Origin of the sequence: uncultured Desulfovibrio sp., assembly GCF_944327235.1 — a bacterium.
In the GTDB taxonomy this organism is placed as follows: domain Bacteria; phylum Desulfobacterota; class Desulfovibrionia; order Desulfovibrionales; family Desulfovibrionaceae; genus Desulfovibrio.
Genome location: NZ_CALVHE010000032.1, coordinates 1 through 26,456, shown reverse-complemented (window position 1 = coordinate 26,456; position 26,456 = coordinate 1). Strand labels below are relative to the sequence as shown.

Below are 26,456 nucleotides of genomic sequence, written 5' to 3'. Positions count from 1 at the left end.
GCGACCGAAAGGCGGCCGCAGGCCGTGCCCGTTAGGCGACAAAGGAGCCTTACGGGCATCGACAGCAGAGCGAGGGGTTCCCCTTCCCCCCAAACAAGCAGCTAATAGTGTTAACGGGCCCAAGGGCATTTTTAGCTTGAAACGCTTAGCGTCCCAAAGCACACGGCCTGCCCTCACGGCGGAGAATGGAAGGTATCCTCTTTGCCGGGCCATATCTTCCCGCCCTTGCGGCGACCCGTTTCCCGCAGGCGCGGCAGCGTGCCACGCGCCCGCCTGACGGAACAATGTCGGCGTCAGCCGACACTCAGGGGGGCCCGCCCCGCGGCTTCGGCTGTGGGGCGGGCTATTGCGTTTCCGCGCCGGGCCGTCGGGGAGCCGTGCGCGCCAGACAGTGCGCGGCCCGCCGCAGTGCCTCGCGGTCATGTCCCACGCGCACCGTGCAACGCAGCAACGCCTGTCCCTGCGGGACGGTGGGATAGCGGGCCGCCAGCAACAGTATGCCACGCTCACGCAGACGGGCCGCCCAGGCGGCGCAGGCGGCGGCATCCCCCACGGGAAGGGCAAGGATATGCGCATCCCCGCGCACCGTCAGCCCTTCCGCCGTCAGACAGTCACGAAAATAGCGGGCCTTGTCCGCCAGTTCCTGCCGCTGTTCCTCCAGTCCCGGCAGACGCTCCAGCAGGGCCAGCACTCCGGCGGCATGGGCGGGCGGCAGGGCTGTGGAATGCAGGAGCGGCGAGGCCCATTGTTCCAGATAGGCGGAAAAGCCCTCCGGCAGCAGCAGGAACGCGCCCCAGTAGCCCAGCGCCTTGCCCAGACTGCCGAGCACCATGTCCGCCGCCCCGGGCCATTGCGCCGCCAGCCCCCTGCCCTGCGGCCCCAGCGCTCCGAGGGAATGCGCCTCATCCAGCCAGCCCCAGAAACCGAACTCCCGCCGCAACGCCCGCCAGGCGGGCATATCCAGCAGCGTCCCGTCCATGCTGAACAGGCTTTCGCTCATGACCACCGGTTGACGGCTATCCGTCTCTTCCGTCGTCGCGGCCTCTTCCGCCAGCCGCCGCAGGCGGCGCTCAAGATGCGCCATGTCCGCGTGGGCGTACGGCAGGACGCGCGCCCGGCTCTGCCCCAGAAAACGGGTGGCGCTGGCGTGCATCCGCCTGTCCGGCAAAAGCGGCTGCCCGGGAACGATCAGGCCGACCAGCGCGGCCAGCTGCGCCTGATAGCCGCTGGCGAAAAAGCGACATTCCGCCGCGCCGAAATAGGCGGCGCAGGCCGAAGCGGCTTCTTCAGCGAGGCCCGTGCGTCCGCCCGCCACCCACGACGCGCGCCCCGACGGCGCATGACGGGCCGCGCAGCGGGCCAGCGTCCGCCGCCAGCCCGCGTCATCAGCCAGACCAAGACAATCATGGGAAAGGAGATCCACTACGCCGGGTCCGGTGAGCGGCCGCGCCGCCTCCCGTTCCAGCCCGGCCCGGCGCTCGAGCGCCAGCCGCCGGGCCAGCTCCCCGCTCAGACTGTTCCGCCACGGCACAGACATCGAAAAAGCTCCTCGTAGCGCTCCCGCAGCCGGTCAGCCCGAAAGCGTCCGTCATAGGCGCAAAGCCCGATACGCACCTCCCAGCCTGCGCGGCGACAGTCGCCGTCAGCGGCGGACGTATAGGTCGCCTCCAGCGCATAGAGCGCCGCGCCGTCCCCCTGCTGCGTCAACCGGGCCAGCAGCTCCAGCCGTCCGTCAAGGACGTGCCCTTCCGGCAGGCCCCAGGCGGCGGCAGCGGGCGTCCGGGCCATGCCCAGCAGGAAGGCATGGCGCTCAAAGCCGCAACGATGACGCTGATGCAGGGCCGCGCACTGGGCCGCCGCTTCCCAGATATGCCAGAACGGCGCCTGCCGCAGCTGTCGCCAGGCCCGCAGGGCCTCGTCCCCCACGGCGCTCACCCCGTCCAGCAGCACGAAAGGGCGCGGCGCGGCGGAAAGATCTATGTCCATAGTCGCACCACCAGCGCGGCGTTCTGACCGCCGAAGCCGAAATTTTCCAGCAGGCCCAGCGGCCCGGCAAAGGGAAGCTCTTCCCGTACGAAGGCCAGTCGCGCGGAACAGGGGCGTTCCAGTCCGGCGATGGCGGGCATGAAGCCCGTGCGCCAGGCGGCCAGCAGGGTCAGCAGCTCCACCGCCCCCGCCGCGGCCGAAGCATGTCCCTGACGGCTCTTGAAAGCCATGACGGCCGGATCCGCGCCCGCATCGGAAAACAGTCGCTCCAGCAGGGCGGCCTCCACGGCGTCATTGCGTTCGGTCCCGGTGCCGTGCGCCGAGACCCAATGCGGCCCGTCGGTCATACCCGCGGCAGCGGCCTGCGCCAGCGCCGCCCGGACGGCCCGCTCGGCATAGCGGCCCTCCTCGTCCGGCGCGGTCAGACTGCCGCCGTCGGACGAGGCCCCGTACCCCAGTATCTCGGCATGGATGCGGGCCCCGCGCGCCGTGGCCGACTCCAGCGACTCCAGCACGAAGGCCGCGCCCCCTTCCGCAGCCACGAAGCCGTCCCGCGCCTGATCGAAGGGATGAGGCCCGCAGGTCGGCCCGCGACGGCTCAGGGTCTGCGCTTTGGCATAGCCCAGCAGTCCGACCTCCGACAAACGCGAATCCCCCGCCGCCACCAGCACACGGGCGGACTCTCCCCGGCGGATGCGCCGGAAGCCCTCGCCCAGCGCCTGCAAGGCCGAGGCGCAGGCGGCATTGAGGGCCAGACTCTCGCCGTGCAGGCCCAAAAAACGACACAGCGCCGCCGCCCCCGTATTGGGCAGCCAGCGCAACAGCCAGAGCGCGCCCAGACGGCTCACGTCCCCCGGCGGCAGGCCGGGTTCCCCGCTCACATCCAGCATGGGCCCGGCAGCCAGCAGCAGAGGCGTGTCGTCCGGCAGCAGGGAGGTCCAGCACGGCGTCTCCGCCCCACAGTCGGGCCGGGCATCCAGCGCGGCCCGCAGCCCGGCCAGCACCGCCAGTTGCGCCCCCCGGTGACAGTAATGCCGATGCCGCCAGCCGCCCAGCAGACGCAGGGCCGCGTCAGGAGAAGGAGCGCGGGCCATATCGCCCTGCGGCTCCGCGGGGGCCACGGCCAATTGCGGCCAGTGACGGCTGGGCACAAAGGGCAGGCGTCCCGCGCGCAACGCCGTCCCCACCTCCGCAAGGCTGCCGCCCAGAGGCGTACAGCCGCCCGCCCCGCTGATGACAACGCGTACCGGCGTCATGCGCGGGGACCTGCCGACACGGTGCGGGGTGTATCTTGGGGGGAAGGGGAAAGCCGCGCCCTGCCGCCGATGCCTGCAAGGTCCTTTCGTCGCCCGTCAGACACGACCCAGCGGGCCGCCTGCCGGTCGCCGCCGACGCTGGAGGGCCAAGCCTTTTCGTTGAAAAGCGAGAAAAGGCGTTCCCGGCAGCATTCCCCCCAGCCCTTCCTCAGCGCGCTTTTGCCGAGGGAGGTCAGCGGGACAATCTGCGGGATATATGGCTGACGCGCATCACGAGGCGCGTGGCCCATGCGTGATCTATACATTTTATCCATTTGAAATTACGATAAAATTTGAATAAACGTCCCTAGGCCTGTCAACACTTTTTGCTGTCTGTTGAGAGAAAGGCCCCCCTCAAAAAAAGCCTAATGAGTCCTGACCCTAGTCTCGCGACATCCAGACGGCGTAATCGACCAGATCGCCCAGCGTCAGCGGCGACAGGCCGCCCCTCTGGTCCCGCTGCCGCAACAGCTCTTCCCGCCGCTGTTCGCTCAAATGCGGATAGGCGCGGGCCAGCTCCGGCGCGCCCCCTTCCATCAGCAGCCGCAGCGATCGCAGAAAGGCCGCTTCGTCATCCACCGTGATGTGGAACGCGGCCCCCAGCCGGATACTGATCTCCAGCAGGTCGATGGATTCACAGAGCAAGTCCGCCATGAGATGCGTTTGCGCGTGCAGCTCCGCCGCATCACGTTCAAAGATATCCGCCACCAGCTCAATGACCCTTTGCAGGGCCTCGTCACGGGTCAGGGACATATACCCTCCATCAGTTTGACGGCCCCGAGGCCGCCGTCGATATCCACCGAACAGGCGTTGATGCCGGACGCCTCGCGCGAGAGCAGGAACGTCAGCGGCGCGACCGCCTCCTCAAGGCGCAGCAGCCGCCTGCCCGGCATGACGGAAGCCGCCCGGCGCGCGACCTCTCCCTTGTCCAGAAATTCATGTCCCCGTCCCGCATCCAGCCAGCTCAGGCGCGCCGAACAGGCGGTCACGCCGCGAGCGGCCAGCTCCGTCCCCGCACTGCGGTACAGGGCCTCGCCCGCCAGCTTGGCGGCCGCGTACCAGCCCTGACCGGGCGACGGGCGCACGGCCGCCGAAGACGAGACGAATACGCAGCGCCCGGAACGCCGGGACAACATGGCCCGCGTCACGGCCCGCAGGATACGGGCGCGCAGGGCGATGTCCTCCGCCGCCCAGGCGTCGATATCCTCGGGAGGCATCCCCGCCAGCAGACTTTCCCGCCGCGAATGGCGCAGATCCAGCAGATGGCCCGGCAGCGCCCCCAGACGTTCCGCGCAGCGCCGGGGCAGGCTCTCGACCTCTCCCAGCGGCTCCACGGGGATATCCGCTTCGACGCAGGCCCGCCGTCCGGCCTCACTGCCGCAGACGGCCAGCACGCAAGCCTCCTCCGCCCGCAGGGCAGCGGCCACGGCGAGCCCCAGCGTACAGCCGCCGCCCAGCAGCAGTACCGGGCCGTCAAAACTCAACCGCATATGTCCTCCCCGCTGTCCGGCGCCAGCCACACTTCCCCCTCGGCCAGCCGCCCTCCGGATGCGTCCTCCTCCGGCAGGGCGGCCGCAAGCTGCCAGCCCACACGGCGACATCCCGGCATCCCTTCCGTATCGGGCGAGGGACCGGCGGACGGCGGCAGCTTCCAGATCAGGCGGCATACGCTCCCCGGCGGCACGAACCGCCGGAAACGCGCCTGCGCCATGCAGATGACGGGACGGCCGAAGGACTGGAGCGCCGCCTTGCGTACGGCCTCCATCAGACAGGAACCCGGCACGCAGGGCGCGCCGGGGAAATGTTCCTCATGCAGGAAAGCGGCGTCGGGAACGTGGAGCACCACCGGCGGCGGCAGCATGTCACTTGTCCCAGAGCTTCAGGAAGGGCTTGGCCGGCAACAGGTCGTCCAGAGGGATGTCCACCTCCTGCGCCCCCGCCGCCCAGGCGGCCACCTGATAGGGCTGGAAGTAGACGCGCACGCCCTGGGCCGTCAGGCCGATGCTGGAGAAGTTGTCCACCTCCTGCGTCGTGCCGTCAAGGATCCACTGGTCCATGCGCCCCCCGGCCAGCCGCCGAGAAAGCACCTTGCGCGAGCTCTCGGACAGCAGGGAGAGGGCCTTGTCCACATCCTCGAAAATGTCCACGAAATTGAGGCGCTGGCCCGTGATGAGGCTGTAATTGAGGGTGATGATGTCCAGATTGCCGTGCGCCCCGCCCGTATAGGTCCAGATCTCAAAGACCAGACTGGCGGCCTCCTGCGAGGGACGCAACACCGAATACGAACCGTGCAGGGCGTAGCGGCTCATGTCCAGCGGCTCGCCCAGCTCTTCGGAACGCTGGAACAGGGAGGACATCTCCTCCTCGAAAGTATCGGCTATGCTGTTGACCCAGCGGCGTACGTCCTCATCCACGGCGGCGTGGCCAAGGACCGGGTAGGTGATGGTGATGTCCGGCACGTTCTGCCGCCCTTGCCGCTGCAGCAGACCTTCGTCCGCTGCCTCCCGCTTTGCCTGACGCGCATCCTTTTCCGGCGTGATGCTGACCCGGCGCAGGAATCCGCCGTTGTGCAGCGGGCTTTTTTCCTGAGACAGATCGCCCACGGCCCGGACGCCGGACGCGCTGCCCAGCAGCGTGAGGCAGCAGACGGCAAGAAGGACGAACCGGCGTGCGACCGCCGACGAGCAGGCAACACAGGCGCGCATGTACGAAGACCCCACAGGCAAGATTCGGCTCCGTTCCCGGAGAGGGGAGCGGAGCCGTCGCATGGTTGTAGGTCCTGTGCCCGGATTCGTCAAGACGAGGGATGCGCGCGGCGGCGGCACGCCGGGGAGAGTTGCGGCGGCACGTTCTCTTTGCTATGCTGGCAAGATGAAGATCACCTGCCCTGACTGCGGATTTTTCCGCGAGCTTGTTGCGGATCGCGTCCCTGCGCGCCCTGTTATCGCCACCTGCCCCAAATGCGGTTGCCGCTTCCGCTTCCAGCCGGAAGACGCCTCCTGCCGGCTCATCGAGCATGGCCGCCCCGCACCCGCCGGGCCTGCCGCCTCCCCTGCCCATGAGGACGATCCTCTGCCGCCCGGCGCCATCGTCCCCGGCCGGACCGTTGCCGGGCAAAACGCTCCGCAGGAGCCTGCCGACGACTCGCGGACGACGATAACGACGGCGAAGGATTCGCCGGAAGGCGGCACGCACGCCGAACAGGAGAGCGCCGGACACGCCGACGAAGAGACGCCGCGCCCGACCAACCGCAAAGGCCGTCAGCGTCCCGCACCGGACGACGACCTCAATCCCTGGGACATGGCCCCGCATCCGGCGGGCTATCTCTCGGCCTTCTACCAGACGACCCTGCGTGTGATGTTCGGGGCCGGGCGCTTTTTCGCGCACCTCGCTCCCGATGCGCCGCAGTTCCGGGCACTGGGCTACGCGCTCATCATCTCGCTGATCACCGTGTGCAGCCAGTACCTGTGGTTGAGCATGACCAGGGAGATGCTGGAACAGGCCGCTCCCGCCGATGCGGCGCTCATGATAGTCATCCGTTTCGCGCTGGACAACCCGCTGCTGTACGTGCTCATCTCGCTGGCAAGCTTTGCCTTCCAGATCTATTTCGTCAGCGTCCTGCTCTTCCTGGGGTTCCGCATCACCGGCGTGAAACATGCCTCCTTCTACATCCTTTTTCAGGTCGTCGCCTACAGCTGCGCCCCCCTGCTGCTCTGCATCGTCCCCGTCCTGGGGCCGCATGTGGGCCTCATCTGGAGCCTTGCCTGCCTTGTCAACGGCTGCCGCGTGGCCCTGGACATCGACTGGCCGCGGACCCTGCTGGGCATTGCTCCCATGGTCCTGCTGTTCGTCGTCCTGTTCTCCAGCATGAGACTGCCCCACTGATTGACGGCCATCAGGCCTGTTGACGCGATTCGCTGCTTGTTTGGGGGAAGGGAACGCCCTTCGCCGGTACGAGAGGAGTTTCCCCTTCCCCCCAAGCCCCTCCTTTCTCCAGCGCGCTTCTAGAGCATTTTCAGTTTGCAACGCTTCGGGTTCCAAACCATACGACCTGTCGTTTCGCGGAAAAAATGTGGTCATCCCGCCTGCTTTGACCGGGCGGCGCTGTTCACCTCGCATTTTGCCTTTTTTCAAAGGCAAAATGCTTTATCCGGGGAAGATACGGGAGACGGTGGACGAAGCGATCCCGCCCCCCCAAAATCAGGCGGACGTGTATGGCTAATCCTTCTTATCCGTTGTAATAATCTTAAAATTCGTATAACAGCCTTGGCGGGAGACCGCATCCCTCATGGCCGACGTATGCCCGGTTTTCCCGGCGGGCTCCGGCATGTGAGGGCCACGGTCCGGAATGCCGCCTTTTCGGCGCATCATGTCAGTGGCGTCCTCGCCTCGGCGGGCAAGGACGCCCCAGCCGCCGGCATCGTCGGGACATATGGCGACAAAGGCGCAGCCGTCGGAAACCTCACGCCGCCCCCTCGTCTTTCCCAAAAATTCTATCCATAATCATGTGTAATAAAAATATAAATTTTATGCTGGCATAGATTTAGCTTCGTCAATCGTGGCTATGTTGCCGCCGCCAAACTTATGACAGATAAGGCGCGCGGCCAGATCCCTATCCACGCTGTGCGCGGGAGACGCACGGCGGCCTCGCAGGAGTTCCGTATGCGTCCCAGCGCCCGCACTTCCGTGCACATCGTCCTTGTCCTGATGCTCTGTCTCGCCGCTTTGCCGGGCTGCACCAAAGCCCCTGACGACAGTCCGCAGAGCTTCACCACCACCGGCGATTTCAGCACGCCTTTCCAGTTCCAGATCGACAACTATGTCCGCCGTCAGTATCCCGCGGTCTACGTCTCGCCGCTGCGTCCGGCCGGACACCGCCCCAAGGCCCTCTTCGTGCCTTTCCGCATGATGCAGCAGACGGCGGGCGCTTTGACGGTGGCCGACCAGATAACCCGGCAGTTCTGGCAGATCTGGCTTTCGCTCAATGCCTTCCAGACCCTGCAATACGAGCCGGAAGCCGGTCCCTATGACCCGCAGCGCGCCCTGTATCTGGCTCGTCGGGAAGGGGCGGAACTGGTCATCGGCGGCTACATCAACCATTTCATGGACGGCGCCTCCGGCGGTGAAAGCTCGGTCTCTCTTGCCGTGGAGATCTATGACGTCAAGTCCGGTATGCTGATCTGGTCGCTGGCGCAGGGCGGCCTTATGGAGGCCCGGCAGGTGCACGACTTCTACCTCTTCTCCATCAAGGAGCGGAATCCTGTGGATGCGGCGGGCTTCATCGTGCGAACCCTTGCCTGGGACATGGGGCATGAGATCCTGTACTGGGTCGATCCTTCCCTGCGTCCGTTCGAAGGCAACAGCAGTAGCGGCATCTTCGACAGCAAGGGCTTCTAGAGCACGTTGCCTTTGAAAAAGGCAATATGCGAGGAGGCGGCGGCACAGCGCCGCCCGCCCCAAACCAAACGGAAAAACAGCGTTTTTCCGCGAAACGACTGGCCGTAAGATTTGGAAGGCGAAGCGTTTCAAACGGAAAAAGCTCAGGACGGCCACCACCACGGTGCGCGACTCTCGTAGCAGGGAAAGGAGATCCCTCTCCCTCCACCCCTCAGTGTGCCTTGATCAAAAAACGCCCGTCGTTCGTACGACGGGCGTTTTTTCTCGCCTCGACATGCGGCAAGCGTCGGGCCGCTATGGATAGAACGCTTTGTCTTTTTCAACGGCAAAGCGCGAGGCGGCGGCACAGTGTCGCCCGACTAAAACAACGCGGAATGACTGCGTTTTTTCCACGAAACGACAGGCCGTATGGTTTTGGAGCGCGAAGCGTTTCAGACGGAAAACGTTCCAGGACCGTGCGGCCGCCTCACCGTGCGCATCTCACGGCCTTCGTCATACGCAGCCCCCTGACGCGGGCAGGCGGGACCTGCAAAAAAATATCTTTGCCTCTTGACCCTTGTCTTACCCCATAGTTTAGCATGGTCTTTCCCCTGCATTTCAACCGCAAGAGGAGAGACGTTCCCTATGAAAGGTCAATTGCGCAAGGCCCGTCGGGCCATGATCTTCTTCTTTTTCAGCACAGGCTGCGCATACGGTCTGCTGACGGCCAGGATGCCCGCCCTGCGGGAGCAGTTGCAGGCGGGCGAGGCGCTTATCGGCATGGCCATGCTCTGCCTTGGCTGCGGCAGTCTGGCCGGATTCGCGGCCATGCACGTCCTGCAACGCCACTGGAGCACGCGCGGCATCCTCAGGCTGGGGAGCGCAAGCCTGCTGCTCTCGCTGCCGCTTTGCGGTCTGGCGCCCAATGGCCTGCTGTTCTGCGCGGCCTGCGCCCTGCTGGGCGGCTGCTTTGCCCTTGCCGATGTGACCATGAACACGCAGGGGATCCTGCTGGAACAGCGGCTGCGCCACAACTGCCTGTCCGGCCTCCATGCCTGCTACAGCCTCGGCGGTCTGGGTGGCTCGCTGCTGGGCGCGATCTTTGCCGCCCTGGGAGCCAGCCCGCTTGTCACTTTCATGACGGCCTCCGGCGCGCAACTCGTCTGCTGGCGGCTTTTCGCCCCTTGCCTGTTGCCCGATCGAGCGGAACGAGCACCTACCGACACGAACGACATGTCCCGGCGGCGCGTGCCCCTGTTCATCTATCTTTGCGGCTTTCTGGCGATGGCGGCCTATGCCGTGGAAGGGTCCTGTGCGGAATGGAGCGCCCTGCTGCTGCATACGGTCAAGGGCGCTCCCGAAAGCACCGCCGCGCTGGGCTTCGGCGCGTTTTCGGTGGCCATTGCCCTGAGCCGTCTGCTGGGGGACGGCCTGCGGCAACGCTGGGGGGATTTCGTCCTCCTCCTGAGCAGCACCGCCGCCGCGGTTTGTGGCCTGGCCATCGTGCTGCTGTCCCCGTGGCCGCTGCTCTGTCTGGCGGGCTACGCTCTGACAGGGGCTGGCATGGCTCCCATCATGCCCGTCCTGCTCAGTCGTGCCGGATCTCGCGGCGACATCAGCCCCCAGCAGGCCACCACGACCATGGCCACGCTGGGCTATGCGGGCCTGCTCGTCATCCCGCCGGGCATCGGCTGGCTCGCCCAGTGGTACGGACTGCCCACCGCCCTGCTCCTTCCCCTGCTCATGGCGCTGCTGCTCATGGCCAGCAGCCTGCTCTTCAGGGAGCAAGGCCCGACACGCCGCACTGTGGGCCAACGTCAGGATGCATAAAGCATTTTCGCATCGTGGATGCTCCGCCGACGACCTGCGCAGCCAGCCGCCGCACCGTCAGAAGCGTGATGTATTTGCCTGCCGGATGCCGAAACGAACATGCTTTTCCCTGTTGACCAGGGCCTGTAAATAAAATTTTACAAATTATTTCAATAAATAAGACAAGCAAACTGTACACGCTCCGCTTGTCTTTGGAGGGAAGAGCTTCGTGTCCCCGACTCTTCTCCCGCCAACAGCGCGCTGGGGAAAGGATAGGGGACTTGGGGGAAGGGGAACCCCTCCCGCGCTGGCGGCGACCGAAAGGCGGCCGCAGGCCGTGCCCGTTAGGCGACAAAGGAGCCTTACGGGCATCGACAGCAGAGCGAGGGGTTCCCCTCCCCCCAAACAGACAACGAATAGTGTCAACAGGCCCTAGCGGGGCGCTTTTCCTTCTTCCGTCGCCACGTCGTCCGCCCCTTTCGCGGCTTCCTGCGGTGCTACGGGGATATGACAGTGCATGACACATTCGGCACTGTTGCCGGTCAGGGCATAACTGCCCATCTCCAGCATGAGCACCGGCCCCACCGGACACAGCCTCTGTTCCCGCAGGAGATCAGGCAGGCCCCTCCAGCAGGCGATCTGTTCGTCCCACGAACCACGGTGAGCATACACGGCACAGAGCGCTGTCGGACTTTCCCAGATCTGATCGGGCGGCGTCTCCGCATCGGCCGGGCCGAAAAGATCGCCTTCACCCAGCCGCCCGGCCAGAAAGTCGTCGAGCTGGTACAGGATGCCTGTAGGCAGTCCGGGCGATCTCCCGGCCCGACGATACCCTTCCATGAACAGCGCCGAGACCTGCGCCATGCCCGCTTCCGTATCCAGTCCCCGCATACGCGGTGCCGCGACCTCCCAGCAAAAGGACGGCATCTGCCGCAACAGCAGGCGGTCCGCTTCCGTGGCACGGGCCTCCCGCACCACATGCAGCAGACTGGCCACGAGCCGCTCCCGCTCCGCCAGCCTGCGCCGCTCTTCAGCCAGTCGCCGGGCCTTCTCTTCCAGAAGGGGCAGGATGTCCCCCTCCGCCGCCGCGGCGAGGCAGGCGCTCATGTCCTTGAGCGGCGTACCTGTCTCCTTGAACAGGGTTATCATGTCGAATTGCAGGAACTGCCGGATGTCGTAATAGCGGTAGCCGTTCTCGCCCTTGTACTGCGGACGCAGCAGGCCGAGGCGGTCATAGTGGAACAGGGTCTCCTTGGTGGTATGACAGAGACGAGCGAACTGCCCGCTGGTGTAACGTCGGCTCATGGCAGCGTACAAAAGGCTGAAGGGGTGACGGCAAGGAGGATCTCAGAACGCGCAGGAGGCCCTGCCCGAAAGGTGTCAACGCGGCGAAGGGAAGTCTGTTACCATATCTACGGCTTGTTCTGGGGGAAGGGGCCCCCTCTCCCCCCAATAGACGGAGAGAGCATGTCGGCAAGCCCTGGCAGGCCTATGGGGACTGGTGCAACCAGCAGCGTACCCGACGCCCGCCTTCCTCCCGTTCATCGGGCAAGCTCTGGCGGCAGACCGGCAGGGCCTGCCCGCAGCGCGGCGCGAAGGGACAGCCAGCGCCCCTTTGTCCCAGCGGCGGCACGCTGCCGGGGATGGCGGGCAGGCGCGATGCGCCCAGCGGGGCCCGCGACGGGGAGGATTCCATGAGGCCGCGGGTATAGGGGTGCAGGGGCCGGGCGAAAACCTCCGCAGTGGGGCCGAATTCCACCAGATGGCCCGCGTACATGATCCCCACTTGCGCCGCGACCCGCGCCACTACGCCCAGATCGTGGGTGATAAGGAGCACCGCCATGCCGCGCGCCTGCGCCTGCTCCCGGATCAGATGCAGGATCTGCCCCTGCAGGGTGGCGTCCAGTGCCGTGGTCGGTTCGTCGGCCAGCAGGATGTCGGGACGGCAGCTCAGGGCCGCCGCGATCATGACGCGCTGCCTCATGCCGCCGGAAAGCTGATGCGGATACTCGCCATAACGCTCCCCCGCCGCCGGGATGCCCACCTCACCGAACAGCCGGATGACCTCCTCCCGCGCCTGTGCAGCCGAAAGCCCCATATGCAGTCGCAGGGCCTCCGCGGCCTGATCGCCCACGCGCAGCACCGGATTGAGGGCCGTCATGGGTTCCTGGAAGATCATGGCCAGATGTCGCCCGCGCAGGGCGCGCATACGCGCTTCGGGCAGAGCGAGCAGATCTTCCCCCCGGTAGAGGATGCGCCCGCCCAGACGGGCCTGCGGCGGCATGAGGCGCAGGATGGCCCGCGCCGTCAGGCTCTTGCCGCACCCGGATTCGCCCACGAGGCAGGTGATGGAGGCGGCGTGCAGGGAAAGACGCAGATCCTGCACAGCGGGCAGCAGGCCATCCTCAGTGGCAAAGGTGACGTTGAGGCCTTCCAGACGCAGTGCCGCCTCCGCCCCCTCGCCGGATGCGACGGGGACGTACGATGCGGGATCGGTGAGGGGAGCGGATTTCATGCGTCCCTCCGGAGCGGACGGGCCGCCGCGAGGGAGCGCCGGAAAGGCGAAAAGGGACATGCGCACATGGACTGTGGACCTCGTTCTGGCAGCCGGCGCCCCGACGGCGTTTCGGTCCGCCGGGGAGAGGCCGCATGGCAAGACCGCGCGTCAGCGGATGACCTGCTGTTTGCGATAGGCCGCATACGCCTCGCGCGTGGCGATGTAGGGATCGACGGCGGCGTCCTTCAGACTTTTGTAGGTGGGCAGCAGCGTGTCCAGCGTGTTGAAGCGCAGCCAGAGTTCCGAGGCGGTGGCCAGTTCCCACGGGTAGACGTAGAACATGGGATCCGTGAAACAGTCACCGATACGGCCGACGCCGTCCCGGATCGAGCTCGGTCCGAGGAAGGGGAGCACCAGATAGCAGCCGTGTCCCAGTCCCCAGCGGCCCAGCGTCTGTCCGAAGTCCTCGCCGCTGGGATCGACCGGCACGAGGGTCTTCTTGTGCTTGGCCACATCCACCACACCGAAGCCCACGAAGGTATTGATGATGAAGCGCCCGAACTCCACGCCCGCTTCCTTGAAACGGAACTGGAGGATGTTGTTCACGAAGCGCGTGGGGAACATCGCGTGCTTGTAGAGATTGGACATGCCGCGCCGGAACTGGTGCGGCGTGATGGTCTCATAAAAGGAATAGACCGGATCCGCCACATACAGATAGAACACGTCGTTGAAGGCGAACCAGAAACGGTTCCACGGCTCCAGCGGGTCAGCGATGGTCACCGTCGGCGCTTCGTCATAGTCGTCCAGACTGTCCGAAAACTCCGTATCCGACGGCGTGACGCTGACGGCTCCGGCGGGCAGGGCCGGGCTTTCGGCATCATAGAGGCTGGACGGCTGCTGCCGGGCCGGTTCCGGGGAAAGGCGCGTATAGGTGGGCTTGGCCTGCACGCCCGTGGCGACGATGAGCAGGAGCAGCACCGCACAGGGCAGCATCCGGCGGAGGGCGGCGGAGGCCGCCCCCGGAACGACTTTGCGCTTACTTGGCATTGGCGGCGGCTTCCTTGGCCTTGGCCTGCACCCGGGCGATGAGTTCGTCGGGAGCGCCATTGGACAGGATGTCCTGGAACTGGGTGCGGTAATTCTTGACCAGGCTCACGTTCTCGATGAGCACGTCATAGCAGCGCCAGGCCCCGTTCTTGAGCATCATGCGATAGGCCACGGGGACCTTCTTGCCGTCGCCCAGCGTGACGATGGTGCGCTCTTCGACGCGCGTCTGCTCCTTGTTGGCCACTTCGCCGGTATAGGCGACCTGTTCGCCGTTATAGCCGTCCACCTTGCTGATATAGGTGGTCAGCAGCAGGTCGGCAAAAGCGTCGGTGAAACGCTTCTGCTGGTCGGGGGTGAAGGTCTTCCAGCGCGGCCCGGCCGTGCGGATGGCGAACTCCTGGAAATCGAAGATCTGACGCACGAGCCCGGCGATCTTTTCCCGCTGGGCCGGACGAGTCGCGGTATCGGCATAGGCCGGATCCTTGATGCAGTCGAGGATGGCGGTCACGGATCTTTCCAGCGTGTCGCGGGCGGGGCTTGCCGCGGCGGGCCGGACGGAAAGCACGGTAAGGCAGCACAGCAGCGCCGCCAGAGACAAGAGCAGAGAGGACGCGCGGCGTCCGGTACAGGTAGAGAGCATACGTTATACCCCTCCAAAGGCGTATTTGCCGATAAGCGATTCCAGATCCACGGCGGATTCCGTTTCTTCCAGCATGTCGCCGGAGGCAAGGACATCATCCAGGCCGCCGGGTTGCAGATTGACGTATTTGTCCCCGATGAGACCGCTGGTCTTTATCGAGGCGATGGTATCGGTGGAAAGCTTCAGATCCCTGTCCAGCACCATCCGCACCAGCGCCTGCCGCTGCATGGGATCGTCATCCAGCGTGATGGCGGCCACGCGGCCCACGGGCACGCCGGCCATCTCCACGTCAGCGCCCACGCGCAGGCCGCTGACGGAATTGAAACGGGCCGTCAGCTCAAACCCCTTTGTCTCGAACAACTCCATGCGGCCCAGCTTGATGGTGAGATAAGCCACACACACCAGGCCCAGCAGGACGAATATCCCTACGGCCGTCTGACGAAAACCGCTCATGCGGCACTCCTTTTCCACTTCAGCATTGATAAGAGGTTATACGCAGCACAGCGGCAAGATTCAAGCCCGCAGGCCCGCCGCTGGGACAAAAGGACATCAGGCATCCAGCCAGGCGGCGATGGCGCGGCGTACGCGCGGGTCGCTGCCGCCATCCTGCGCCGCCAGGTCCCGGGCATCGGCCTCACGCCGCAGGAACTGCCGCAGATAGGCATTGTCGCAGGCCTCCAGTTCCGCCAGAGAGCCGGAAAAGACGGCCCCGCCCTCGCGCAGCACCAGCACATGGTCGGCAATGGCCCTCAGGCTGTCCAGATCATGGCTGACCACCACGATGCTCATGGCCGGGAAACGCCGGTGCAGGGAAAGCAGGAGCGCGTCCATGCGGGCGGCGGTGATGGGATCGAGGCCGGAGGTCGGTTCGTCGCAGAGCAGGATGCGCGGCTCGGTGATGATGGCCCGCGCCAGCCCGGCCCGCTTGCGCATCCCCCCGGAAAGCTGGTTGGGATAGTAGTCGGCAAAATCCTCTAGCCCCACCAGCCGCAGCACCCGCAGCGCGGCCTCCCGGATGACGGCCTTGGGCAGGCGGACATGTTCGGTGAGGGGCAGGGCCACATTCTGCACGAGGCTCAATGCGCCAAGCAGCGCTCCGTCCTGGAAGAGCACGCCCATGCGGCGGCGGATGCGCCGGGCCTGCGCGTCAGGCAGGGCAAACATGTCCTTTCCGCCGATGTGCACGCTGCCGCCCAGCGGCCGGGAAAGTCCGATGATGTGCCGCAGCAGCGTGGACTTGCCGCAGCCCGAACCGCCCAGGATGACGGATATCCTGCCGCCGGGCAGGGTGGCGTTGATATCCCGCAGCACCACATGCTCGCCGTAACCGGCGGTCAGCGATCGAAAGGTTATGTCCCATTTCTGGGGGGCGGACGCGTCCTCCGCTGCCTGATTTCGTAACGAGAATTCGCTCATATCTTCCTCTTGCGGGCGAGCGGCCCGCTTTCGTCAGGGGCGCCCTTCCCTTCCCGCCGTCGGCCGGCATACCGCCGCTCCGGGCGCACGGGAAAGGCGCCTCGCCAGGATCACAGCAGGAACGAGGTCAGCACGTAGTCCGCCACAAGGATGAGCACGCAGGAGATGACCACCGCCGAAGTGGTGGCATTGCCCACGGCTTCCGGCCCCACGCTGTCCCGACGCTGATGGGTGGTATAGCCCTGACGGCAGCAGACCGTGGTCACCAGCAGACCGAAGACCACGGACTTGAGAAAGCCGCCCGTCACGTCGTCCAGCGTCACCGCATGGGCGATGCGGTAGAAATACGCGCCTTCGTTGATGCCCAGCATGGCCACGCCGGTGAGATAGCCGCCGATGATGCCGATGGTGTCGAAAATGGCCGTGAGCAGCGGGAAGGAGATGAGCGCGGCCACCAGACGCGGACTCACCAGATAGGCGATGGAGTTGATGTCCATGACATCCAGCGCGTCGATCTGATCCGAGATGCGCATGACGCCGATCTCCGCGGCCATGGACGAACCGGCGCGCCCGGCCAGCATGATGGCCGTGAGCACCGGCCCCAATTCGCGGATGAGCGAAAGAGAGACGGCCGACCCCAACATGCCCACGGAACCGAACTGCACGAGGGTATAGTAGCCCTGCAGGCCCAGCACCATGCCGCAAAAAATGCCGATCAGCGCGATGACGAACAGCGATTGATAGCCGATGGCGTACAACTGCTGCAGCGTACGGATGAAGATGCGCCGCGAGGTGAAGATGTGGCGTACGCCCTCCAGGAAGAAGAGCGTCGTGCCGCCCAGAGCGTCCACTCCGCGCAGGCAACGTTCGCCCAGTCGGGCGGGGAGGGAAAAGATGTTCATGGCCTTCCTTTGCGGGAGCGGCGGATACGGACCGCCCCGTCGCGTCCTGCCGGCTGTCCGGCGTGCAGTCCGGTCCAGGGTCAGTTGACACAAATCTTGCAGACAATTTCAATAGGGCATTTTGCCTTTGAAAAAGCAAAATACGAGGCGGCGGCACAGCGCCGTCCGGCCAAAACCAAGCGGAAAGACCGCGTTTTTTCCGCGAAACGACAGGCCGTGTGGTTTGGAACGCGAAGCGTTTCAAACGGAAAATGCCCTAGGGCCTGTCAACACTATTCGTTGCCTGGTTGGGGGGAAGGGAAACCCCTCGCTCTGCTGTCGATGTCCGTAAGGCTCCTGCGTCGCCTAACGGACACGGCCTGCGGCCGCCCGTTGGGGCGCTGCCAGCGCGGGAGCGGGTTGCTCTGCTGTCGATGCCCGTAAGGCTCCTTTGTCGCCTAACGGGCACGGCCCTGCGGGCCGCCTTTTGGTCGCTTCCTTCCCCCCAAGCCCCCCATACCTTCCCCAGCGCGCTTTTACCGGGGGAAGAGTCAGAGACACGAGGCACTCTCGTCCCAACAGCAAGCGATCTGCATACGGCCTGATTGGCTTATCTATTGAAATTGTTTGCAAATTTGTGTTGACAAGCCCTATTTGACCGCCTTTTTGGAAAGACGTATGGGCTTGCCCAGCCCCAAGCGGCGCAAGGTCTCGCGGACGTTCTCCGCCTCCCGTTCGCTGCCCCGCAGGAGGACCTGTACCAGATAGACCTTGCCGCTCTTCTGCAGACGCGTGCGCAGGCCCTTCTCTTCCAGCCTGGCCCGCAGGGCGTCGCCGTCGCCCTTGTCGCGGAAGGCCGCGGCCTGATAGACATAATCGAATTTGGGTTCGGCCTTGGGCGCGGCCTTCTGTTCGGTGCGGCCTTCCGTGCGGCGTGGCGCGGCGCTCGTCTGGGCCTTTGCGTTGTCCTGCTGTGCGGTCTGCGGCGCGGCCTGCGCCGTTCCGCCGGGCTGGATGCCCCAGGCCGCCAGACTTTCGCCCTGCGGCCGCGCAAAGGGGTAGGCGGGTGCTTTCGGCTGTTCCGCCGCGGCCTGAGCCGCCTGTTCCTGCGTTTTTTGTCCCTGCGCTCCCTGCTCGGACGGAGGCTGCGCCCCCTGTCCCTGCGGGGCCGCCTGCTGTCCGGCGGACGCTGCGGCCTCGGCGTCGCCGCCGGTCGCTTCCGCGCCTTCTTCCCCGGACGTGCCCTTGTTCAGAGGCAAAGGACGATCCAGCAATTCCGCCACGCCCTCGCCCGCCTCGGCGGTCGGTGGCTGGGACGCCGCCTCCCGCGGCGACTCATGCAGCAGGGCGTTCACCCGTTCGGCGGGGTTCTGCCCCTGCCCGATGATCACACCCATGAAGAAGGCCCAGCCCACGGCCACGGCAAACACCACCAGCAGGGCCGCCACCCCAAGGAACGGCAGATGCAGCAGGACCTTGGGGGGGCGGATCTCAGCCTTTGGGATGCGCTGGCGAACTCTTCGCAGGGGCTGGGGCATGGACGAACGGCGCTCCGCGATGCGTCCGGCGGACTACATGGTTTCGGGCGCGCTCACGCCCAGGATGTCCAGACCGTTGCGCAGCACCTGCCCGACGGCCCGCAGCAGGGCAAGCCGCGCCAGACTGCGCCCGCTGTCCGCGGCGTCCAGCACCTGATGCTTGGCGTAGTAGCTGTGCAGCATCCCCGCCAGATCCATGAGATAGTGGCTCACATGGTGCACGGAGAGCGTCAGGGCCGCATTGGCGATCATGTCTTCCATGCCGGCGGCCTTGCGCAGGAGCGCCATGTCCTCCGGCGTGTCCAGCGCTCCCAGCAGGGCGAGGTCGCAGCATTCGGGCAGGGTCATGCCGCGTTCTTCCGCCCGGCGCAGCACCGCGCAGATGCGGGCATGAGCGTACTGCACATAGTACACGGGATTGTCCAGGCTGCGCTGCTTGGCCAGTTCCAGGTCGAAATCCAGCGGGCTGTCGCTCTTGCGGGAAAGGAACATGAAACGCGCGGCATCTGCGCCCACTTCCTTGATGACGTCGGCCAGCGTCTCAAAAGTGCCCGCACGGGTGGACATGCTGACGGGCTGGCCGTTCTGCAGCAGGTTCACCAGCTGGATGAGCACCACGTCGAAGCTCTCGCGGGGCTGGCCCATGGCCGCGATGGCGGCGCGCATACGCGGCACATAGCCGTGATGGTCCGCGCCCCAGATGTCGATGAGCCACTGGTAGCCGCGACGGAACTTGTCATGATGATAGGCGATGTCCGAGGCGAAATAGGTCAGCGTACCGTCGGACTTGCGCAGCACGCGGTCCTTGTCGTCGCCCAGCTTTTCCGTGGCGAACCAGTAGGCGTCGTCCTTGTGGTAGGTATAGCCCGCCTCATCCAGCGCGGCAAAGGCTTCGGCCACCTTGCCGCCCTCCACCAGCGTCTTTTCCGAGAACCAGTGCTGATGCTCCACCCGGAAGTCGGCAAGGTCCTGCTTGATGCCGTTGAGGATGTCCCGCATGGCGCGCTCGTAGCAGCGCTCCTTGCCTTCGGCCTCCGGCAGATCGGCCAGACTGTCGTCCTCGGCCAGCATCTCGCGGGCGATGTCGATGATGTACTCGCCCCGGTAGTAAGACTCCGGCCACTCCACCGGGCGGCCCTTGAGCTCCTGCACCCGCAGCCAGACGGAAAGCCCCAGCAGGCGCATCTGCAGGCCCGCGTCGTTGATGTAGTATTCCGTATCCACGGCAAAGCCCGCGCGCCGCAGCAGACGGGCCAGACTGTCGCCCACGGCGGCCCCCCGGCCGTGCCCCACATGCAGCGGGCCCGTGGGATTGGCCGAAACGTATTCCACCAGCGTCCTGCGGCCCGCGCCCACCGGGCTGCGCCCGTAGTCCGCCCCGGCGGCCTCGATGTCCGCCACGGTCTGCCGCCAGAAGTCCGGGCTGAAGGTCACGTTGATGAAGCCCGGCCCGGCCACTTCGGCCTTGAGGATATCCGCGCAGCGTTCCGGCAGCCCGGCGGCGAAGGCCTGGGCCAGCTCGCGAGGATTCTTGCCGGCCTCTTTGGCCAGCAGCATGGCCACATTGACGGCCAGATCCCCGTGACGGGCGTCGCGGGGCGGCTCGATGACGGCCTTCACAGGCCAGGAGAGGCCCATTTCCTCCACCATGCTCATGAGAGCGGAACGCAGCACTTCGACAGCACGCATGAAAAAACTCCCGCCGCGAGGGCTAGATGTTGAAATTTTCCAGGGATTCACAGGAATTGACGAGCATGACCCGCAATTCGGCACGCGCGGCCTCGTCCAGCTGGTCGAGGCACTGGCCCACCATCTTGCCGAGCACGGCCTTGGGGCCGAGCTCCAGCCAGCAGCGCACGCCGTCGGCATACTGCTGCCGGATGGTCTCGATCCAGCGTACGGAGGACACCATCTGCGGCAGCAGGCTTTCCTTGAGGCTTTCTCCGTCCGTGAGGCCCCTGCCGTGCAGGTTGGCGTAGACGGCAAAGCGCGGACGCCGCCACACCGCCTTGCGCAGCAGCGGCTCCAGCTCCCGGTTGGCCTTTTCCATCAGCGGGCTGTGGAAAGCGCCGCTGACCTTGAGTTCCACGGCGCGTCCCTTGAGCGGCCTGACCTTGCCGCAGGCAAGGGCCACGGCTTCCTTGTCGCCGCTGATGACGTACTGGCCGGGGGTATTGTAATTGGCGATGATGAGCGGACGGTCGCTTTCCTCGGCGGCCTCGCGCACCAGGCCTTCCACCTGCTCGAGCGTCAGCTTGAGGATGGCCGCCATGCCGCCGCGTCCGTCGGGATCGGCCTCGGCCATGAGACGACCGCGCAGGCTCACGATCTGCAGCACGCTCTCCTCGTCCAGCACGCCCGCCGCCGCCAGCGCGGCGAATTCGCCCAGGCTGTGCCCGGCGGCGGCCACGGGATGCACACGTCCGGCCAGCGCCCGCCACAGATTGAGGTTCACCACGGTCAGCGCCGGTTGCAGGGCGCGCGTATCGCTCATGGCGGCTTCGTCGCCTTCCCAGAAGATCTCCCGCAGGGGCAGGCCGCTGACGGACTCCGCACGCTTCCAGAGCTGCATGGCCGCGCTGTCGGCCTCGGCCAGTTCGCGCCCCATACCGGCTTCCTGCGATCCCTGTCCGGGAAAGAGCAGGGCAATGGCGTTCTTCATCGCTGTTTCTCCATGCCTGTCGGCAAAAAAATGTGAAGGGCGTATTTTTACGTTATCCGGCCCCGGCTTGCAAGTCCCGCCGCTCAAGGATATGAGGACGACATGCAGAAACGTTCTCCTTACGGCAGCCGCGCCCGGACCGGCAGACATGCCTCCGGACCGGCCGGCACGGACGGCCCCGCCGCCGGGAAATCACGGACGGCCCGGCCTGTCCGCTCATCACGGACGGCAGCCGCCGCTCCTCCAGCCGCCCCTCCCGTGCCTGAGGCGCTGGCCGCCTGCGCCCGTCAGGCGGGCCTGACCGTCCCGGACCAGGTCCTCCAGCCGCTGGGGCTGTATCTGACGGAACTCATCCGCTGGAACAACGTCATGAATCTGGTGGGGGCGCACGACTGGCGAGAGGCCCTCGCCAATCTGGCGGGCGACAGTTTCCATCTGGCCGCCTTTCTGACCGACCTCCCCCTCCCCGAGGCCCCGCTGCACTGGGATCTCGGTTCCGGCGCGGGCCTGCCGGGCATCCCCCTGCGCATGGTCTGGGAACGGGGGGAGTACTGGCTGGTGGAGGCGCGGGAAAAACGCGCGCTCTTCCTCTCCCGTATGCTGTGCAGTCTGCGTCTGCCCCGGACGCATGTCTACCGGGGACGTGTGGAACAGTTTTTCGGCACGCAGCCGCGCGGGGCGGACTGCGTCATCAGCCGGGCCTTCATGCCGCCGGAGACGCTGCTGCCGCTGCTGGCGCCGCATCTCGCGCCGGACGGCCTGGTCATCCTGCTCTGCAACCGGTCGCCCGCCACCCTGCCGCCGGGCTGGGAGCGCGTCGCGCATCGCGCCTATGCCGTGCGCCGCCCCTCTGCCGCGTCCGCCGCCGAAGAGACGCGCCGCTTCCTGGCGGTCCGCCTCAACCGTGAGGAGGCCCTTGCCCCGTCCGGCCCCGTACCGTCCGCCGACACCCCTTCCAGCGAGGATTGACCGTGATCGAGACCTCTCCCGATCCCCTGTCCGAAGGTCTTGCCGCCTCGGAAGCCGTACGCGATGCCCTCCACGACCGGCAGCGCGCCCGCTTCTGGCTGCGCGGCCTCATCTGGGCGCTTTTGACCGTAGGGCTGGCCTTCATCCTGCGCCTGCTCGAATGGCCCTGCTGGCAGAACCCCGAATACCGTCTGGGCAGCGAATGGCTGCTGGCCACCAACGACGCCTACCACTGGGTGGCCGGCGCCGAGGGCATCGGGCTTGCCGTGGGCCATCCCATGGCCGAGATGCTCAAGGGCATGGCCTCGCTGCTGGGGACCTATCCCGCCGCCGTGGCCTTCTGGTTCCCCATGATCCTCTCCACGCTGGTGGCGCTCATCGTCTTTGTCTGGGTCTGGGCGCTGGGCAGCATGGAGGCCGGTATGGCGGCCGGGCTCATCACCACCATCGCGCCCGGTTTCCTGGCCCGGACCCTGCTGGGCTATTACGATACCGACCTCGTCACCCTCTTCTTCCCCCTGCTCATGACGCTGGCCCCGGCCTGCTGGGCCATGCGCTACATGCTCCTGCCGCACACCCTGCTGAAACGGCTCATCCATACCTCCGGACGGGTCATGGCCCGCCGCATCATGAGCTCGCAGGCCCCGCAGGAGGTGCGCCTCGGCTATCCGCTGCGCAAGCGCTGGGTGCTCCTGCTCACCCTTTCCGGCCTCATCTCCTGGTGGTCGCAGGAATGGCATTCCGTTTTCCCCTATCTCATCCGTTACAATGTGGGCCTGCTGGCCTTCATGAGCCTTGTCATGGCCCCGCAGGGACGGCGCGGTCTGCTGCTGCTCGGCTCGCTGGCCTATGCCCTGCCGGCGCTGGCCGGGCTGCCCGGACTGGCGGGCAGCCTCGTGGTGCTCGTGGCGGGCATGGCCCGCACGGAATGGGCCAGGAAACTGCGTGCCCGGCTTGCCCACCCGCTCGTCCTGCTCCTGCTCTGGGCGGGCGTGGCCGCGCTCATGCTGGGCGGCGGCATCCTGAACACGCTGATCTACCACTTCGGCGCCTACGCCAAGCGCGCGGGCGACGCCGCCGCCACCGCCGCCGGCACAGTGCTCGTCTACCCCTCGGTGGCCCAGTCCATCACCGAAGTGCAGGACCTGAGCCTCATGGCCCTGCTTTCCTACTTCCATCCCTGGATGGAGGCCGCCCTGCTGGGGCTCGTGGGCTTCGTCTGGGTGCTCATCCGCCGTCCCGGGGCGCTCTTTTTGCTGCCGCTGGCGGCGCTCGGTCTGCTCAGCACCAAGATGGGCGGGCGCATGGTCATGTTCGGCGCGCCCATCGTGGCCGTGGGCCTGACCCTGCCGCTCTACTGGATCCTCCAGCGCGGCCTGCGGGACAGCCTGCGCGGCGCGGTGGCGGGCCTCGTGACCTCGGCCCTGCTCATCGGCCTGCTGGTGGCTCCGTTCGCGGACATCATCCAGGCCATGTCCCAAGGCCCCATGATCAACCGTCGTCATGCCGACGCCCTGACCCGCGCACGGGACGTGACCCCCAAGGACAGCACGCTCTGGCTCTGGTGGGACTGGGGCTACGCGGCCCACCATTTCGCCCGCCGGACCACCATTGCCGACGGCGCGCTGCATAACGGCCCGTGGCTCTATCTGCCCGCCGCGGTCTTCGCCACGGACAACGCCCGTTTTGCCCGCCAGCTCATCCGCTACACGGCCCTCAAGGGCGGCGAGGCGGACGACGTTTTCCGGGGACTGGACGGCGATGCCGCGCAGGCCCTCATGGACAAGCTGCGTTCGCCGGACACCCCGCTGGTGGAGGCGCGCGGCAAGCAGTATCTCGTCGTGAGCTATGAGATGTTGCGGCTGGGCTTCTGGATCAGCAATTTCGGCAGCTGGAACTTCCGCACCAAGGAAGGGGAAGGCGGGGCCATGTCCATCGTCACGCGGGCGCTGGCCTACAACCTCAAGGAAGGCGCCGTGCAGCTCGAAGGCAGCCCGGCCCCCATCCATACGGCCACCATCAGCGTCTTTGACGAAACGGGCGTCGTCACCCGCGACTATGTGCAGGAATGGGCCGACGCCCATCCGCAGGCCACGCCGGAGGAACAGAGCGTCTTTCTGAACAGCCGCCGCAACGTGCACTGCCTCTTCAACCGGGTCACCGGCGAGAAGCTCGTGCTCGACAGCGGCATCTACAACTCCCTCATGGTGCAGCTCCTGCTGGCCTCGCCGCAGGACACCCGCTTCTCCCCCTACTTCAAGCTGGTGTACGACAATGTCTTCGCCCGCATCTACGAGGTGCTGTAGGAGCCTTGGCGCAGCAGCGTATTTTTGGGGGGAAGGGGAACCCCTCCGCCAGCGCTGGAGGGGTTCTCCTTCCCCCCAAGCCCCCCATCCCTTCCCCAGCGCGCTTTTACCAGGGAGGATTTTGACGTTGAAAAAGGCAAAGCGAGAGGCGGCGGCACAACACTGTCCGGGAGAAAATTGGGGTGGCAGCCAGTAGGACCCGATGAAGGGGTCTTACAGGCATCGACAGCAGAGCGCGACCGAAAGGCGGCCCGCAGGGCCGTGCCCGTTGCGACGCAGGAAGCTACGGGCATCGACAGCAGAGCGGAGGGGTCCCCCTTCCCCCAACGAAATCCCCGCTCCGGCCTTCCGTCTCATTCGTGATGATAGGGGATATTGCGGGCGATGCACTCCGCCCGGTAGAGCTGTTCCAGCAGCAGGACACGGGCCAGCTCGTGCGGCAGGGTCATGGGGCCGAGACAGAGGGCGCGGCGGCCCGCGGCGCGGATGCGTTCATCCAGCCCGAAGGGCCCGCCGATGATGAAGCAGGGCCGCCCGGCGGCCTGCCGGTCGAGATCCTGCAGCAGGGTCGCGAACTGCGGCGAGGTCAGGCTCGCGCCGCGCTCGTCGAGGATGAGGGGGATGTCCTGCGGCGTCAGCGCTTCCAGCAGGCGTTTCCCCTCCTGTTCGTTGCGGCGCGGCACAGGCAGGGAGGCGTCCCCATCGCGCACCTCCGTCACATCCAGCGGCCGCCAGCGCCGGATGCGCTGCCCGTAATGCTCGGCAGCCGCCTTCCAGAAGGCGGTCTTGATCTTTCCCACACACAGGATACGCAAGGGTTTGCCTGCCATGTTTCCTTCCTTTCCGTCCGATTTCGTCCCGCACACGCGGCCGCGCATCTGCGCCGATCCGCGGGAGGCCGCGACCGGCCTGCGTGCCGGCGGCGTCTGGGCCTTCCCCACAGAGACCTTTTACGGGCTCGGCTGTTCGCTGTTCGCTGCGGACGCGGTGCGGCGGGTGTATCAGCTCAAGCGGCGTCCCGTCCAGCGCCCCTTGCCCGTGCTGGCGGGCGACATGGCCCAGCTTGAGGCGCTCGTCCGGCTGGACGAAGCCCCGCGCGGCCTTCTGGAACGATTCTGGCCCGGCCCGCTGACCGTACTCCTCTCCCCCCTGCCGGAGGCAGCCTCCCGCCTGCCGCAACAGGTTTGCGGCCCCACGGGCAAGCTGGCCATACGGCTGACGCCCCATCCGCTCACCGCCCGGCTCTCACGGGAAGCGGGAGCGCCCCTGACCTGCAGCAGCGCCAATCTCAGCGGCCAGCCCGCCGCCCGGCTGGCGCGGGAACTGCCCCCGGAACTGCTGGCCCCGCTGGACGGCCCTCATGACGGCGTGCTGGATGCCGGACCGGAACCGCACGGCGGCCAGCCGTCCAGCATCGTGGAGCCGCTGCCGGACGAAGGTCTGCGTCTGCTGCGCGCGGGGGCCGTCAACGCGCAGGCCCTGCGGGCGGCGGGCTTTGTCTGTCAGGAATAGGACATTTTCCATGTGGACAGCTCCACAGTTCGCACCATGCGGCCTGTCGTTTCGCGGGAAAAGCGCGGAGACTCGCTCTCGCTGGACTGAACGGCACTGTGCCGCCGCCTCGCGCTGTGCCGTTTTCGACGACAAAACGCACCAGGCCCTGTCAACACGAATTTTACAAATCATTTCGATGGATAAGAAAAATAAACTGAACACGCTCCGCTTGCTTCTGGGGACGGGGTTGCCTCGTGTACCTGACTCTTCCCCGGTAAAAACGCGCTGTGGAAGGGATGGGGGGCTTGGGGGGAAAGGGGACCCCTCCAGCGCCGGAAGCGACCCAACGGGCGGCCGTAGGCCGTGTCCGTTAGGCGACGCAGGAGCCTTACGGGCATCGACAGCAGAGCGAGGGGTTCCCCTTCCCCCCAACAGGCAACGAATAGTGTCAACAGGCCCTAGCTGTAGAGTGTCAATACGTTGTTCACCCTCTGCTCAGACATGAAGCTGGAGGTTTTCTGCCAAGAGCCGAATGGGGGC

At 66.2% G+C, this 26,456-nt stretch carries 24 protein-coding genes; 6 read left to right on the top strand and 18 right to left on the bottom strand.

The window, feature by feature from the left end; all coding sequences use genetic code 11:
* Window positions 1–343 precede the first annotated feature (343 nt).
* The 7 genes from Q0K00_RS06355 to Q0K00_RS06325 form a co-directional block, all read right to left on the bottom strand.
* Entirely contained in the window at window positions 344–1,537 is a 1,194-nt protein-coding gene (locus Q0K00_RS06355) for a pyridoxal phosphate-dependent aminotransferase family protein (protein ID WP_297228131.1), read from the bottom strand.
* Window positions 1,510–1,986: a hypothetical protein gene (locus Q0K00_RS06350; protein WP_297228130.1), complete on the bottom strand. Its 477-nt coding sequence runs from the start codon at window positions 1,984–1,986 to the stop codon at window positions 1,510–1,512. The genes Q0K00_RS06355 and Q0K00_RS06350 overlap by 28 nt, the downstream gene beginning before the upstream one ends.
* Window positions 1,977–3,242, bottom strand: coding sequence for a beta-ketoacyl synthase N-terminal-like domain-containing protein (locus tag Q0K00_RS06345; RefSeq protein WP_297228129.1), 1,266 nt, complete (start codon window positions 3,240–3,242; stop codon window positions 1,977–1,979). The genes Q0K00_RS06350 and Q0K00_RS06345 overlap by 10 nt, the downstream gene beginning before the upstream one ends.
* A gap of 420 nt (window positions 3,243–3,662) precedes the next feature.
* A complete protein-coding gene (locus tag Q0K00_RS06340; protein WP_297228128.1) occupies window positions 3,663–4,034 on the bottom strand; it encodes an acyl carrier protein in 372 nt (123 codons plus the stop codon).
* Window positions 4,025–4,771 carry an SDR family oxidoreductase gene (locus Q0K00_RS06335; RefSeq protein ID WP_297228127.1) on the bottom strand — a complete coding sequence of 249 codons (747 nt, stop codon included), beginning with the start codon at window positions 4,769–4,771 and terminating at the stop codon, window positions 4,025–4,027. Before Q0K00_RS06335 ends, Q0K00_RS06340 begins: the two co-directional genes overlap by 10 nt.
* Window positions 4,762–5,142: a hypothetical protein gene (locus tag Q0K00_RS06330; RefSeq protein ID WP_297228126.1), complete on the bottom strand. Its 381-nt coding sequence runs from the start codon at window positions 5,140–5,142 to the stop codon at window positions 4,762–4,764. Before Q0K00_RS06330 ends, Q0K00_RS06335 begins: the two co-directional genes overlap by 10 nt.
* 1 nt (window position 5,143) lies before the next feature.
* A complete protein-coding gene (locus Q0K00_RS06325) occupies window positions 5,144–5,986 on the bottom strand; it encodes a DUF3298 and DUF4163 domain-containing protein (protein ID WP_297228125.1) in 843 nt (280 codons plus the stop codon).
* A gap of 61 nt (window positions 5,987–6,047) precedes the next feature.
* Here Q0K00_RS06325 and Q0K00_RS06320 point away from each other — a divergent pair, with 61 nt between their 5' ends.
* From Q0K00_RS06320 to Q0K00_RS06310, 3 genes are all read left to right on the top strand, one after another.
* Complete coding sequence (locus tag Q0K00_RS06320; protein WP_297228124.1) at window positions 6,048–7,166, top strand: YIP1 family protein; 1,119 nt, start codon at window positions 6,048–6,050, stop codon at window positions 7,164–7,166.
* A 777-nt stretch (window positions 7,167–7,943) separates the two neighbouring features.
* The gene (locus Q0K00_RS06315) at window positions 7,944–8,678 is read left to right on the top strand and encodes a hypothetical protein (protein WP_297228123.1); all 735 of its coding nucleotides are present in this window, start codon (window positions 7,944–7,946) and stop codon (window positions 8,676–8,678) included.
* A gap of 624 nt (window positions 8,679–9,302) precedes the next feature.
* Complete coding sequence (locus Q0K00_RS06310; RefSeq protein WP_297228122.1) at window positions 9,303–10,487, top strand: MFS transporter; 1,185 nt, start codon at window positions 9,303–9,305, stop codon at window positions 10,485–10,487.
* A 411-nt stretch (window positions 10,488–10,898) separates the two neighbouring features.
* Here the strand turns inward: Q0K00_RS06310 and Q0K00_RS06305 are convergent, their stop codons facing one another.
* The 10 genes from Q0K00_RS06305 to Q0K00_RS06260 form a co-directional block, all read right to left on the bottom strand.
* On the bottom strand, window positions 10,899–11,771 hold the full coding sequence (locus Q0K00_RS06305) for a MerR family DNA-binding transcriptional regulator (RefSeq protein ID WP_297228121.1): 873 nt from the start codon (window positions 11,769–11,771) through the stop codon (window positions 10,899–10,901).
* A 184-nt stretch (window positions 11,772–11,955) separates the two neighbouring features.
* Window positions 11,956–12,981, bottom strand: coding sequence for an ABC transporter ATP-binding protein (locus tag Q0K00_RS06300; RefSeq protein ID WP_297228120.1), 1,026 nt, complete (start codon window positions 12,979–12,981; stop codon window positions 11,956–11,958).
* A gap of 150 nt (window positions 12,982–13,131) precedes the next feature.
* Window positions 13,132–14,010 carry a VacJ family lipoprotein gene (locus tag Q0K00_RS06295; protein WP_297228119.1) on the bottom strand — a complete coding sequence of 293 codons (879 nt, stop codon included), beginning with the start codon at window positions 14,008–14,010 and terminating at the stop codon, window positions 13,132–13,134.
* A complete protein-coding gene (locus Q0K00_RS06290) occupies window positions 14,000–14,650 on the bottom strand; it encodes an ABC transporter substrate-binding protein (RefSeq protein ID WP_297228118.1) in 651 nt (216 codons plus the stop codon). The genes Q0K00_RS06295 and Q0K00_RS06290 overlap by 11 nt, the downstream gene beginning before the upstream one ends.
* Before the next feature lie 3 nt (window positions 14,651–14,653).
* Window positions 14,654–15,103, bottom strand: a complete 450-nt coding sequence (gene mlaD, locus Q0K00_RS06285) for an outer membrane lipid asymmetry maintenance protein MlaD (RefSeq protein ID WP_297228117.1) — start codon at window positions 15,101–15,103, stop codon at window positions 14,654–14,656.
* Between the two features lie 96 nt (window positions 15,104–15,199).
* Window positions 15,200–16,066, bottom strand: coding sequence for an ATP-binding cassette domain-containing protein (locus Q0K00_RS06280; protein WP_297228116.1), 867 nt, complete (start codon window positions 16,064–16,066; stop codon window positions 15,200–15,202).
* Window positions 16,067–16,176: 110 nt separating this feature from the next.
* On the bottom strand, window positions 16,177–16,968 hold the full coding sequence (locus Q0K00_RS06275; RefSeq protein ID WP_297228115.1) for an ABC transporter permease: 792 nt from the start codon (window positions 16,966–16,968) through the stop codon (window positions 16,177–16,179).
* Between the two features lie 629 nt (window positions 16,969–17,597).
* Window positions 17,598–18,485: an SPOR domain-containing protein gene (locus tag Q0K00_RS06270; RefSeq protein ID WP_297228114.1), complete on the bottom strand. Its 888-nt coding sequence runs from the start codon at window positions 18,483–18,485 to the stop codon at window positions 17,598–17,600.
* Between the two features lie 33 nt (window positions 18,486–18,518).
* Entirely contained in the window at window positions 18,519–20,174 is a 1,656-nt protein-coding gene (argS, locus tag Q0K00_RS06265) for an arginine--tRNA ligase (RefSeq protein ID WP_297228113.1), read from the bottom strand.
* 22 nt (window positions 20,175–20,196) lie between these two features.
* Window positions 20,197–21,147, bottom strand: a complete 951-nt coding sequence (locus tag Q0K00_RS06260) for an ACP S-malonyltransferase (protein ID WP_297228112.1) — start codon at window positions 21,145–21,147, stop codon at window positions 20,197–20,199.
* Window positions 21,148–21,249: 102 nt separating this feature from the next.
* On the opposite strand from Q0K00_RS06260, the gene Q0K00_RS06255 reads away from it, so the two are divergent.
* The gene (locus Q0K00_RS06255; protein ID WP_297228111.1) at window positions 21,250–22,116 is read left to right on the top strand and encodes an RsmG family class I SAM-dependent methyltransferase; all 867 of its coding nucleotides are present in this window, start codon (window positions 21,250–21,252) and stop codon (window positions 22,114–22,116) included.
* Window positions 22,117–22,118: 2 nt separating this feature from the next.
* On the top strand, window positions 22,119–24,422 hold the full coding sequence (locus Q0K00_RS06250) for an STT3 domain-containing protein (RefSeq protein ID WP_297228110.1): 2,304 nt from the start codon (window positions 22,119–22,121) through the stop codon (window positions 24,420–24,422).
* A gap of 353 nt (window positions 24,423–24,775) precedes the next feature.
* On the opposite strand, the gene Q0K00_RS06245 is transcribed toward Q0K00_RS06250, so the two are convergent.
* Window positions 24,776–25,252, bottom strand: a complete 477-nt coding sequence (locus Q0K00_RS06245; RefSeq protein ID WP_297228109.1) for a 23S rRNA (pseudouridine(1915)-N(3))-methyltransferase RlmH — start codon at window positions 25,250–25,252, stop codon at window positions 24,776–24,778.
* On the opposite strand from Q0K00_RS06245, the gene Q0K00_RS06240 reads away from it, so the two are divergent.
* Window positions 25,251–25,934, top strand: coding sequence for an L-threonylcarbamoyladenylate synthase (locus Q0K00_RS06240; RefSeq protein ID WP_297228108.1), 684 nt, complete (start codon window positions 25,251–25,253; stop codon window positions 25,932–25,934). The genes Q0K00_RS06245 and Q0K00_RS06240 overlap by 2 nt on opposite strands.
* The last annotated feature ends 522 nt before the right edge of the window (window positions 25,935–26,456 follow it).